The organism is Pseudomonas sp. LD120 (genome assembly GCF_009861525.1).
Taxonomy (GTDB): Bacteria; Pseudomonadota; Gammaproteobacteria; order Pseudomonadales; family Pseudomonadaceae; genus Aquipseudomonas.
Map to the genome: position 1 here is coordinate 332,269 of NZ_WVHL01000003.1, position 12,501 is coordinate 344,769.

A 12,501-nucleotide genomic window follows, 5' to 3' on the forward strand; every position below is an offset into this window, starting at 1 on the left:
GGGTTATACCCGGAACTGATCCATCAGTTTCATCTGCTGGCTGGCCAGGGCGTTGAGCTGGCTGCTGACCTGAGCTGACTCGCTGGCCTGCTCGGTCAAGGTTTCGGTCACGCTGCGAATGGCCGAGACATTGCGGTTGACCTCTTCGGCCACCGCGCTTTGCTCCTCGGCAGCGCTGGCGATCTGCAGGTTCATGTCGCTGATCACCGTGACCGCATCGCTAATCTTGCCCAGGGCTTGGGCCGCCTGATGAATCTGTCCGGCGTTGCTCTGCGCCTGGCTCTGGCTGGCATGCATGGTGTGCACCACGTCGCGGGTGCCGCTCTGCAGGCGCTCAATCACCGCACGGATTTCCTCCACCGAGTCTTGGGTGCGCTTGGCCAGATTGCGCACTTCGTCGGCGACCACCGCGAAGCCGCGTCCGCTTTCACCGGCACGGGCGGCCTCGATGGCGGCGTTGAGGGCCAGCAGGTTGGTCTGCTCGGCGATGCTGCGGATGACTTCCAGCACCGAACCGATCTGTTCGCTGCTCACCGCCAGGGCCTCGACTTCACCCACCGCTTTACTCACTTCATCGGCCAGCAGGCTGATGTCGCGGGTGCTGCGCTCGATGATGCTCATGCCTTCCTTGGCCGATTGATCGGCGCCCCGGGCCGCCTGGGCAGCATTGGAGGCGCTGCTGGCGACCTCATGCGCGGTGGCGCTCATTTCGTTGGAGGCCGTGGCCACCTGGTCGATTTCGCGGAACTGCACCTGCATGCCTTCACTGGTCTGACGGGCGATTTCCGAAGACTGGTCGGCGGTGCCGCGGGCTTCGACAATGCTGTACTTGATCTGGGCGATGGTGGGTTGCAGCTTGTCGAGGAAACGGTTGAACCAGCTCACCAGTTCACCCAATTCATCTTTTTTGCTGTAGTTCAGGCGCTGGGTCAGATCGCCGTCGCCGCTGGCAATGGCCTTGAGCATCTCGGCCACACTGTTGATCGGGCGGGTCACGCCGGAGGCACTGAGCCAGATCAGCAGCAGGCCCAGCAGGCCAGCGCCAATGGCCACCAGTAAAGTCTTCAGGGTGCCGCTGGTTTGCGCTTGGTCCAGCAGGGTTTGCAACTTCACCGAATCCGCCAGCAGTACTTGTTTGGGCAGGTCGATGGTCACGCCCCAGGCTTTGGCATCGGCAATCGGGCTGAACGGATAGACCGCGCGGATCAACTCGCCCTGTAGCAGGATCCTCGATTGCTGGTCAGTGAGTGCCGTGAGGATTGCCTTGCCGTTGGCGTTCTCGGTTTCATTGATGTTCTTGCCGATCCGGCTGGCATCGGCGCCCACCGCCGCCAACAGGCCGCTGCCGGCCACGATCATCATGTGTCCGGCGCCGTCGAACAGCTCGCGTTGGGCTGCAACGGCGGCCGATTGCAGCGAGTCCAGGGCGATGTCTACACCAATCACCCCGATCGCTTTGCCGTTCACTTGCAGAGGCAGGGAGATGGTGGTCATCAGCACCTGTTTCTTGTCTTCGCCGATGGTGTCGGCATAAGGGTCGAGCAGGCAGGTGCGGCCGGTGTCGCGGGGGCAGGTGTACCAGATGTTATAGGGCGTGCCGCTGAGGTTGAGGGTGGTCTTGGTCATGTCCTCTTCGGCCATCACGGTGTTCAGCGCATTTCCCCCGGCGCGGCTCCAGTAGGTGGCAAAGCGTCCTTGTTCGTTGGAGGCGTGGGTGGCGTCGTTGGCGAACTCGCTGTCCTTGCCGTCCAGGGCATTGGGCTCATAGGCCAGCCAGATGCCGAGCACCTTGGGGTTGCGCTCGAAGGCGGTTTTCAGGCTGTGGTTGAGTTCTTCGCGCAAGGCTGCGGCGTCCAGACCGCGTTTGTTGGCCATCTCTCGCAGGTCTCGGACCTGATCCGCCAGGGCGGTGATCACCAGTTGGCTCTCGCCGAAGGTTTTCTGGATATGCGCGGCTTGCTCGGCGGCCTTGGCCTGTAGCAGGTCCTCAACTCCGGCGGTCAGCATTTGCGTGCTGGAGGTGTTGACCAGTTGGTTGTTCTGCCGGCTCTGGTAGAGGTTCATGCCGACGATCAGTGCCACTACTCCCAGCAGGCACAGCCCGGACAACAACACGATTTTCAAGCGGATGGAGAGAGAGTCGAGCATAGAGGCGATCTCGCTAATAACGGATGGGAAGCGCGGAGTTGGGTGACTCCAGTCGCCAAATCCATTTAGCGCTATGCCCGGAACATCGGCTTGGTCAGCCGATGCGTGAGCAATTGCCGACGAACGGTAGGCCTGAAGGGAGAAGAGCGCCCCACCGCCACGCCGGCTTTACAGCGAGGGAGGGCAGGAGGGCTGCGGCAGTGTTTCGGGGCGCGACCAGATCCACAGGTTGCCCAAGGCCATGCCGGCGATGGCAGCGTACATCGTCCAATGATGATTAAGCAGGCTCAGCATCAGCCCGGCGCACAGCAGCATGCTGACAGTGGCGCTGATCTTGGCCTTGCGGCTGATGATCCGGCCGTTGCGCCAGTTGCTCAGGATCGGCCCGAACAGGCGATGGTTCTCCATCCAGGCACTGAGTCGCGGCGAACTCTTGGTGGCCGCCCAGGCAGCCAGCAGGATGAATTCTGTGGTCGGCAGGCCCGGCACGACGATGGCGATCAGACCGATGGCGAGGCTGACATAGGCCAGCACGCCGAACAGCAGGCGGGAAATTTTCGACGAGGAGGGGCGATTGCGAGTCATGGCTTCGATGATGAGGTAACGCGCCTTGCGGCTCAATCCGGGGCGTGGACTGGCCGACAAAATACCGCAGCCGGCAAGGCGGAGCAGGCCGCCTTGCCGACAACGACGAGGTCAGGCCGGTTGTGCGGCGCTGGAATAGGCCTGTTCCAACAGCACGGTGAAGCGATTGAAGGCGTCCAGGGCGCCTTTTTCCGCCGCGGCTTCTTCTTCGGCAGTGAACGCCAGGCCGTCGAGGATGCGGGTGAAGGTCTTCCAGCCTTCGGCGCGGCCACCGGCCGGCTCGCCCAAGTGACGGGCACCGAAGGTGTCGCTCAGGCCCAGGCCCACAGCGCGCTTGATCAGGAACGCAGCGCCGAGCTTGGAGCCTTCGGAAACGAAGATCCAGCCCAGGGCTTCGGCCTTGCTCGGGTTGCGCACGGCGCCGGCTACCGGTGCCGGGACGTCGGTGTCCAGATCCGCCAGGTCGGCCTTGGCCGCTTCGGCGCGGCAGCGCTCGGCCAGGTCGGGGACGATCTGGTTCAGCTCTGCATTGTTGTACAGCTCCACCAGTTCCGACTGAAACAGGTACTGGGCCACCACGAAGCGGGCGAAGCTGCCTTGGGTTTCAAACGGCGCATGGGCCTTGACCAGAGCATCGAGCTTGGTGTGCGGCTCGTGGGTGATCTGGTTCAGACGCTGGGAGCGCAGGTGATGACGCTGGGAGAAATCCTGGGAGGTCATGCAGATGTCCTTGAGAATGAGAGTCACTTATTGACTAGACGAACAAGAAGACGCGAGACAGTAAAAAATCCTCACTGCCCTGGATCAAAAAGAGCAGTGAGGCGCTGCGGCGTCAGATATCCCAGACCAGGTTGACCGAGAAGTTGCGGCCCGGTTGGGTCAGGCGGTCGAGGTTGGCCGGTTGCGTCACCGAGGCTTCGCCGACGCTGTCATAGCCGCGCACGTCGTCCCACTGCCAGTACTTCTTGTTGGTCAGGTTGTAGAGGCCGGCATTGATGGTCACGTCGTCGGTCACCTTGTAGAACCCCGCCAGGTCGAGCACGCCGAACCCCGGGGTCTTGAACGGGCTGCTGCTGCCGTCCGGTGTGTTGAAGCTGGTGCTGTCGACACGGTCCTTCTTCTTCACCAGGGTCCAGCTCAGCAGGGCGCCGTAGTTGTCCTGGTCGTAACCCAGGCCGAACACGCCGGTCAGTGGGTTGACGCTGTTGAGTGGTTGGCCGTTGTCATCGTTGCGTCCATGCAGGTAGGACACCGAGCTCTGGGTGTAGAGCCCGTTGGGCGCACCGAAGCGGTCCAGGTTCAGCCGGCCCTTGAGTTCCAGGCCCTTGATGGTGGCGTGCTGGATGTTGTTGCTCTGGAAGGTGGTCTGGTTATAGCCGGGCGTGATGGCGTTCTCGTCAATGAAATCGCGGTATTTGTTGTAGAACAGCGCCACATCGAAGCTACCGGCGTCGAACTGGCCACGCAGGCCGGTTTCATAGCTCTTGCTCTTTTCCGGCTGCAGGTCGGGATTAGGCGCGACCTGATAGCCGCCCGCCAGGTTTTCGAAGCGCCCATACAGGGCCTTGGCGGTCGGGGTGCGAAAGCCCTCGGCGTATTGGCCGTACCAGGTGTAGTGGTCGTTGAAGCGGTAGGTGGTGCCGAACTTGGGTGACAGGCGGTGCCAGGTCTTGGTCTTGTCGTTCATCACGCCGTTACCGCTCTGGTCGGCGGTGACGCGGAATTCGTCGGTGATGTGCGGCTTGAGTTGGGTGTAGTCGTAGCGCACGCCGGGCAGGAAGGTCCAGTTGTTCCAACCGATCTGGTCCTGGGCAAACAGGCTGTAGGTGTTGATGGTCGGGTCCGGAAAGTCGCTGGCCGGGGTCAGGGTGTCAGCGGCGCTGGCGGCGCCGATGGCGCGGCAGGAGCCGGCGACGCTCAGGCAGGTGCCGCTGCCGGTACGCAGGCCAGTGACCTGATCTTGCTTGAGGGTGGTGCCGTAGGTGACGAGGTGGTCGGTAGCAGCGATGGCGAAGGACTTGTCGGCCTGGGCATCGAACACCCATTGGCGGTCCTTGTAGGTGGTTTCGCGAGTGCGCATGACCGTGCGCGAGGGGGCGTAGATCTCTTGGGTGCTCTGGTCGGTTTTGGCGATCTGGTAGTTCAAGGTCCATTTGATGTGGTCGGCCAGGGCGCTGTCCAAGCCGAAGCTGTGTTCCAGGCCGAAGCGCTCGCGGGTCACGGTGTCATTGCCCGAGCGAGCCTTGTAGAAACCGAAGCCACGACCGGAAATGAAGGGGCCGCCCACCGCGCTCAGTTGATGGGTGTCGCGGTCGTCTTTGTAGCGCTCGTAGGTCAGTCCCAAGCGCGCGTCGTCGGCATAGTGCCAGCCCAGTTTGGCCAGCACGTTGGTGGTCCGTACGTCTTCGGGGTTGGCCTGGGTGCGGCTCAAGCCCGTGCCGCCGGTTTCGCCATAGGATTGTGTTTCGTGGCCATTGCGCTGGCTCAGGTGCAGCAAACCGTCGAGGTCGTTCAGGCGACCGGCCACGGTGCCGGAGGTCAGCCAACTGTCGTCGGCCGAGCTGTAGCCGGTCTTCAGGCGCGCGCCGACGTCTTTGCCAGGCTTGATGATGTCGTCCGGGTCCAGGGTGTAGTAACTCACCGCGCCGCCGATGGCGTTGCTGCCATAGAGCACTGATGCCGGACCACGGAGGATCTCCACGCGCTTGATGATTTCCGGGTCGACATAGTTGCGGTTGGTCTGCGCGTAGGGGCCGTTGAAGAAGCTGTCAGGCACCTGTACCCCATCGATCTGGGTCAGCACCCGGTCACCGTCGATGCCCCGGATGTTGTAGCCACTGATACCGGCCCGTTGGCCGGCGCCGGCTACGGAGACGCCCGGTTCGTAACGCACCAGGTCTTTGATGTTGTTGACGTTGTTGCGGTCCAGCTCCTGGCGGTCGTGGACTGTCACGGTGCTGGGGACGCTGCTGATGTCCTGCTCCTGGCGGGTGGCGCTGATGGTCACTTGCTGCAGGTTCAGTACATTGGCGCCGCTGCGTTTCTCCAGGACGATGTTGTGGCTGTCCAGTGAGCGATAGCTGAGTTGGGTGCCGCTGAGCAATCGATCCAGGGCTTTGTCCGCAGGCATCGAGCCCTGCACGCCTGGCGAAGCAACGCCTGCCCCCAGTTCCGCAGGCAGGCCCACTTGCCAGCCGGTGACCGCGGTAAAGGCGTTGAGCGCCGAGACCAGCGGTTGCTGGGCAATGGCGAAGTGGTAGTGGCCCATGCGCTGGGTGGACGGCGTTGGCGCATCGGCGGCCATCAGCGGCGCGGCATGGCTACCGGCCAGCAGGATCGCGGCGGTCAGCAATGACAAGGTGCAGTGTTGCAGGCGGGCACAGGGAACTGAGGATCGGCTGTTGAGGCGAGGGGACATCGAAAGCGCTCCGGGTCGCACGAATCTTATAGGTGCAGAAACGTATTCAAAAATACGAATCAGTTGCATTGGCTATAACGAGACGTACTACCCGTCACAATCGCGTAAAAATAATTATTCTCAGTTGAGAATCACCAGCGCAGGGAACTCCGATAACCGCGCCGAGGTGATGTGGGCCAGGGAACGCACGACATTCAGGGGCTGATCCAGGCGGTAGTTGCCGGTCACGGCGACGTTCGCCAGTTGCGGATTGTTGTTGACGATCCAGCCCGGGTAATAGCGCCGCAGTTCCGCCAGTACCTGGCTCAATGGGCAGTTTTCGAACACCAGGCGGCCGTCGACCCAGGCCAGATCCTTACCGGCATCGAGCTTGGCCGGGCGATCAAATCCCTGAGGACCGACGCGCACACTTTCACCAGCGCTCAGGCGGAGACGCTGGTCGGCGTGGGTCGCTTGCAGGTCGATGTCGCCGCGCTGCACCTGGACCTGAGCGATGCCGTCCAGGTAACGCACGGCAAAGGTGGTGTCGCGCACACTGGCTCGCACCGGGCCGGCGTCCAGTTCCAGGGGCAGGCCGCGATTGGCCGGAATTTCGAAGAAAGCTTCGCCCTGGTACAGCCGGGCAACACGCTGCTGACCGTTGATGTCGCTGGAAAACGCCGAATTGGTGTTGAGCAGCACCTTTGAACCGTCCTCCAGTTGCAGGCGCTGGCGCTCCCCCACCAGTGTCAGGTGATCGGCTTGCAGGCGCAGGGGCAGGCTGCTGAAGCTGAACAGTCCGAGTACCAGCACCGCAGCGGTGGCCAGAGGCTTCCAGTGGGGACGCAGACGAGCCAGCGACGATACTTTTGCTGGGCGCGCGGCCAGTGTGCGGGCGCATTGCGCCACTTGCGGGGCGTTCCATAGCGCCTGGGCCTTTTCGAACGCTTGGGCATTGAGCGGTGAGGCCTCCAGCCACTGTTGGAACTGGCGCAGTTGCTCAGGGGTTGGACGTTCCAGCTCGATCAGCCAATCCAGCGCCTGATCCATGGCAAGGGTGCTTGAGTGCGGGCCGGCAGCAGTGGGCGGCTCGGTGCTGTGAGAATCCGTCACGGGTGTTCCTCGGCTGTGACTGTGCACAGCTGTTTTTTCAAGAGAGAGCGAAAGCCGGCCAAGGTTAGCAAAGCCCCGGGGCTGACGCAGTCATGGTGCTCTGTCGTTGAGACTCACTGGCTGTCGAGACGATCGGCGACGCCAATGCAGATGGCCATGATCAGTTTCAATTCCTTTTGTACTGTGCTCAGCGATACCCCGATCTGGTCGGCGATCTCCTGATAACTGTGACCGTGCAGGCGGCTGAGGATGAAGATTCGCTGTTGGCGTGGGCTGAGCTGGCCCAGGCTTAGGTTCAGGCGTTCCAGCAGTTGCTCGGCGTGGGCTGCATCTTCGGCGCTGCTAAGAGGGGCGGCGACGTTTTCCAGTACCTGCGGCGGCACGTCTTCGAGCAGCGTGCGGTCCTGGATGCGTCGCGCCCGCAAGTGATCGAGCGCCAGGTTGCGCGCGGTCTGGAACACAAAGGGTTCAAGGTGAGTGATTGGCCGTTCGCTGAGGGCCCGGGTCACTCGCAGATAGGTTTCCTGTAGCAGGTCTTCGGCGGTGCTGTGGTTGTTGACCATCCGCTCCAGCGTGCGCAACAGAGAGATTCGTTGAGTAAGGAAGACGTGGTTGAAATGCGATTGACTCACAGCGAGGCCTGATCCATTTTTTCAGCGGATGATAATGATTGTCATCTACGTCAATGGTCAAGCCTTGTGTGAATTATCCCCGGCCGTCCAGATAGGCTGGATAGTCGGGAATCCGGTGTTCATGGGCCTGGTTCATCAGTGGGCTGCTGAGCAGGTAGTCGGCGGTGCACTCGTTGCAGGCCACCGGAATGTTCCACACCGCGGCCACGCGCAGCAGGGCCTTGATGTCCGGGTCATGGGGCTGGGGCTCGAAGGGGTCCCAGAAAAACACCAGCAGGTCGACCCGCTGCTCGGCGATCTGCGCGCCCAGTTGCTGATCGCCACCCAAGGGGCCGCTGATCATGCTCTCGATCGGCAGCCCCAGGCGTTTGTTCAGCAGCAATCCGGTGGTGCCGGTAGCCACCAGTTCATGGTCGGCGAGGCGCGTCCGTTGCCGCTCGGCCCAGTCCAGCAGAAAGGCCTTGCAATGGTCATGGGCGACCAGGGCGATACGCTTGCGCGCCGCCATGGTCTTTTGGGTAAAACTGATACCGATCATCGACGACTATCCGTTTTATTCCGCGTTGCACAGGGCCAGGCAGTTATCCAGCATGCGGTTGGAGAAGCCCCACTCGTTGTCGTACCAGGCCAGGACCTTGAGCAAGCGACCCCCGCTGACCTTGGTGTGGTTGGCGTCGAAGATCGACGACAGCGGGTTGTGGTTGAAGTCGCTGGAGACCAGCGGCAGGGTGTTGTAGCCGAGGATCTTCGAATGCTGGCTGGCACTCTTGAGCAGGGCGTTGACCTCTTCGGCGGTGGTGTCGCGCTTGAGGGTCACGGTCAGGTCCACCAGGGAGACGTTGATCACCGGCACCCGTACGGCCATGCCGGTCAACTTGCCCGCCAGCTCCGGCAGCACCAGGCCCACCGCCTCGGCGGCGCCGGTCTTGCTCGGGATCATGTTCTGGGTGGCCGAGCGGGCGCGGTAGGGGTCGCTGTGATAGACGTCGGTGAGGTTCTGGTCGTTGGTGTAGGCGTGGATGGTGGTCATCAGGCCGTTGTCGATGCCCAGTTCGCGGTGCAGTACCTGGGCCACCGGGGCCAGGCAGTTGGTGGTGCACGAGGCGTTGGAAATGATCTGGTGCGACTGGCGCAGAATGTCGTGGTTGACCCCATAGACCACGGTGGCGTCGGCGCCTTTGGCCGGGGCCGAGATGATCACTTTGCGGGCGCCGGCAGTAAGATGGGCGGCGGCCTTGGCGCGGTCGGTGAACAGACCGGTGCATTCGAACACCACGTCGATCTTCTCTTCGGCCCAGGGCAGTTCGGCCGGGTTGCGGATGGCGCTGACAGCAATCCGGTCGCCATTGACGGTCAGGCTCTCTTGATCGTGCTGGACCTCGGCGTCGAAGGTGCCGTGAACGGTGTCGTATTTGAGCAGGTGGGCATTGATCGCGCTGTCACCCAGATCGTTGATGGCGACGATCTGCAGGTCCTGACGATAGCCTTGGGTATAGAGTGCGCGCAGGACGTTGCGGCCAATACGGCCAAAACCATTGATTGCGATTCGAAGAGTCATGTGAAAACGCCTGTCGTTGAATTTGTTGTTGGAATTACAAGATTATTCGCATAGAAATAGAAAACAAGCCTTTTTAGTGGCAATATTTTGTTTTATCTACAACGAGTGACCTGAATCAACTGGTCCAAATGGTCAGAAATTTCCTCCGTTCTGCTTGAGCGAGGGGGCTTCTGATCAGCATAGACAAACAGGTCGCCACATCCGTTAGCCTGGAGTTCTACACATGCATCCCCGCGTTCTTGAGGTCACCGAACGGCTTATTGCCCGCAGTCGCGCCACTCGCCAGGCCTATCTCGCTTTGATCCACGATGCCGCCAGCGACGGCCCGCAGCGCGGCAAGCTGCAGTGTGCGAACTTCGCCCACGGCGTGGCCGGTTGCGGCGCCGAAGACAAACACAGCCTGCGGATGATGAATTCGGCCAACGTGGCAATTGTTTCGTCATATAACGACATGTTGTCCGCGCACCAGCCTTACGAGGTATTCCCCGAGCAGATCAAGCGCGCCTTGCGCGAAATCGGCTCTGTGGGCCAATTCGCTGGCGGCACCCCGGCCATGTGCGATGGCGTGACCCAGGGCGAGGCGGGTATGGAGCTGAGCCTGCCTAGCCGCGAGGTGATCGCGCTGTCGACGGCGGTGGCGCTGTCCCACAACATGTTCGATGCGGCATTGATGCTGGGCATCTGCGACAAGATCGTGCCGGGGTTGATGATGGGGGCGTTGCGCTTCGGTCATTTACCAACCCTCTTTGTGCCGGGTGGGCCGATGGTTTCGGGGATTTCCAACAAGCAGAAGGCCGACGTGCGCCAGCGCTACGCCGAGGGCAAGGCCAGCCGCGAGGAACTGCTGGAATCGGAAATGAAGTCCTACCACAGCCCCGGCACTTGTACCTTTTACGGCACCGCCAACACCAACCAACTGCTGATGGAAGTCATGGGCCTGCACCTTCCAGGCGCCTCCTTCGTCAACCCCAACACGCCGTTGCGTGACGCCCTGACCCATGAGGCGGCGCAGCAGGTCACTCGCCTGACCAAGCAAAGCGGCAATTTCATGCCCATCGGCGAGATCGTTGACGAGCGTTCCCTGGTCAACTCCATTGTTGCCCTGCACGCCACCGGCGGTTCCACCAACCACACGCTGCATATGCCGGCCATTGCTCAAGCGGCGGGCATCCAGCTGACCTGGCAAGACATGGCCGACCTGTCCGAGGTGGTGCCGACCCTGTCCCACGTCTATCCCAACGGCAAAGCCGACATCAACCACTTCCAGGCCGCGGGGGGCATGTCGTTCCTGATCCGCGAGCTGTTGGAAGCCGGCCTGCTGCATGAAGACGTCAACACCGTGGCTGGCCGCGGCCTGAGCCGCTATACCCAGGAACCGTTCCTCGACAACGGCAAGCTGGTGTGGCGCGACGGCCCGATCGAGAGCCTCGACGAAAACATCCTGCGGCCGGTGGCCCGGGCCTTCTCTGCGGAAGGCGGCTTGCGGGTCATGGAAGGCAATCTCGGCCGTGGGGTGATGAAAGTCTCCGCCGTGGCGCCCGAACATCAGATCGTCGAGGCCCCGGCGGTGGTGTTCCAGGACCAGCAGGACCTGGCCGATGCGTTCAAGGCCGGCCTGCTGGAGAAAGACTTTGTCGCGGTGATGCGTTTCCAGGGGCCGCGCTCCAACGGCATGCCCGAACTGCACAAGATGACCCCGTTCCTCGGGGTGCTGCAGGACCGTGGCTTCAAGGTGGCACTGGTCACCGATGGACGCATGTCCGGTGCCTCGGGCAAAATTCCGGCGGCGATTCATGTCAGTCCCGAAGCCCAGGTCGGCGGTGCCCTGGCTCGGGTGCTGGACGGCGATATCATTCGCGTGGACGGGGTCAAGGGCACTCTGGAGCTCAAGGTCGACGCCGCCGAATTCGCCGCCCGGGAACCGGCCAAGGGGCTGCTGGGCAACAACGTCGGCACCGGCCGCGAACTCTTCGCCTTCATGCGCATGGCCTTCAGCTCGGCAGAGCAGGGCGCCAGCGCCTTTACCTCTGCTCTGGAGACGCTCAAGTGAAACTGGCCCTGGTCGGTGATATCGGTGGCACCAACGCGCGTTTCGCGCTGTGGAAGAACCAGCAACTGGAGGCGATCCAGGTTCATGCAACAGCGGACTATCGCTGCCCGGAAGACGCCATCAAGGCGTACCTGGGGGACCAGGGCCTGGCGTTGGGCTCCATTGGCTCGGTCTGTCTGTCGGTGGCCGGGCCGGTCAGCGGCGACGAATTTCGCTTTACCAACAACCACTGGCGCCTGAGTCGTCAGGCCTTCTGTCGGGCCTTGCAGGTGGACCAACTGCTGCTGGTCAACGACTTTTCGGCCATGGCGTTGGGCATGACCCGTCTGCAGCCTGATGAGTTTCGCGTGGTCTGCGAAGGTGTCGCCGAGCCCTTGCGCCCGGCAGTGGTGATTGGCCCAGGCACGGGCTTGGGCGTGGGCACGCTGCTGAGTTTTGCGGATGGCCGTTACATGGCCTTGCCGGGGGAGGGCGGGCATGTCGACCTGCCGTTGAGTAGCCCCCGGGAAACCCAGCTCTGGCAGCACATTTACGATGAAATCGGTCATGTCAGCGCCGAAACCGCCCTCAGTGGTAGCGGGTTGCCACGGGTGTACCGGGCGATCTGCGCGGTGGACGGCCATGAGCCGCGCCTTGACACCCCGGAAGCGATTACCGCGGCCGGGCTGGCGGGCGATCCGATTGCCCGGGAAGTGCTGGAGCAGTTCAGTTGCTGGTTGGGCCGGGTGGCGGGCAATAACGTGCTGACTACCGGTGCTCGCGGCGGGGTGTACATCGTCGGCGGGGTGATTCCACGGTTTGCCGATTTCTTCGTGCAAAGCGGCTTTGCCAAGTGCTTTGTCGATAAAGGCTGCATGAGCGATTACTTCAAGGGCATACCGGTGTGGCTGGTGACCGCGCCTTATTCCGGGCTGACGGGGGCAGGGGTGGCCCTGGAGCAGGCACGGTCTTAAACGACTTCGCGGGTAACGGAACCGCGCTGCCGACGGCCCATCAGGCATAATCACGTTCCTTCCCC

Annotated in this window: 10 protein-coding genes and 1 pseudogene; 2 read left to right on the plus strand and 9 right to left on the minus strand. The window is 62.3% G+C overall.

The window, feature by feature from the left end; all coding sequences use genetic code 11:
• Positions 1-3: 3 nt before the first annotated feature.
• From PLD_RS31045 to gap, 9 genes and pseudogenes are all read right to left on the minus strand, one after another.
• A complete protein-coding gene (locus PLD_RS31045; protein WP_371929003.1) occupies positions 4-759 on the minus strand; it encodes a methyl-accepting chemotaxis protein in 756 nt (251 codons plus the stop codon).
• A 150-nt stretch (positions 760-909) separates the two neighbouring features.
• Positions 910-2,148 (minus strand): annotated as a pseudogene (locus PLD_RS31050) (chemotaxis protein); the annotation flags it as partial.
• Positions 2,149-2,316: 168 nt separating this feature from the next.
• Complete coding sequence (locus tag PLD_RS07730) at positions 2,317-2,733, minus strand: YbaN family protein (RefSeq protein ID WP_159891403.1); 417 nt, start codon at positions 2,731-2,733, stop codon at positions 2,317-2,319.
• 111 nt (positions 2,734-2,844) lie between these two features.
• Positions 2,845-3,453: a biliverdin-producing heme oxygenase gene (locus PLD_RS07735; protein WP_159891405.1), complete on the minus strand. Its 609-nt coding sequence runs from the start codon at positions 3,451-3,453 to the stop codon at positions 2,845-2,847.
• A 112-nt stretch (positions 3,454-3,565) separates the two neighbouring features.
• Positions 3,566-6,151 (minus strand): TonB-dependent receptor, encoded by a 2,586-nt coding sequence (locus tag PLD_RS07740; RefSeq protein ID WP_159891407.1) that lies wholly within the window; start codon positions 6,149-6,151, stop codon positions 3,566-3,568.
• A 120-nt stretch (positions 6,152-6,271) separates the two neighbouring features.
• A complete protein-coding gene (locus tag PLD_RS07745; RefSeq protein WP_159891409.1) occupies positions 6,272-7,243 on the minus strand; it encodes a FecR domain-containing protein in 972 nt (323 codons plus the stop codon).
• A 113-nt stretch (positions 7,244-7,356) separates the two neighbouring features.
• A complete protein-coding gene (locus tag PLD_RS07750; protein ID WP_159891411.1) occupies positions 7,357-7,875 on the minus strand; it encodes an RNA polymerase sigma factor in 519 nt (172 codons plus the stop codon).
• A gap of 73 nt (positions 7,876-7,948) precedes the next feature.
• Complete coding sequence (locus PLD_RS07755) at positions 7,949-8,413, minus strand: methylglyoxal synthase (protein WP_159891413.1); 465 nt, start codon at positions 8,411-8,413, stop codon at positions 7,949-7,951.
• Positions 8,414-8,428: 15 nt separating this feature from the next.
• Complete coding sequence (gene gap / locus PLD_RS07760) at positions 8,429-9,433, minus strand: type I glyceraldehyde-3-phosphate dehydrogenase (RefSeq protein WP_159891415.1); 1,005 nt, start codon at positions 9,431-9,433, stop codon at positions 8,429-8,431.
• A 223-nt stretch (positions 9,434-9,656) separates the two neighbouring features.
• On the opposite strand from gap, the gene edd reads away from it, so the two are divergent.
• Together edd and PLD_RS07770 are read left to right on the plus strand one after the other, a co-directional pair.
• The gene (gene edd / locus PLD_RS07765; protein ID WP_159891417.1) at positions 9,657-11,483 is read left to right on the plus strand and encodes a phosphogluconate dehydratase; all 1,827 of its coding nucleotides are present in this window, start codon (positions 9,657-9,659) and stop codon (positions 11,481-11,483) included.
• A complete protein-coding gene (locus PLD_RS07770; protein WP_159891419.1) occupies positions 11,480-12,436 on the plus strand; it encodes a glucokinase in 957 nt (318 codons plus the stop codon). The genes edd and PLD_RS07770 overlap by 4 nt, the downstream gene beginning before the upstream one ends.
• Positions 12,437-12,501: the final 65 nt, after the last annotated feature.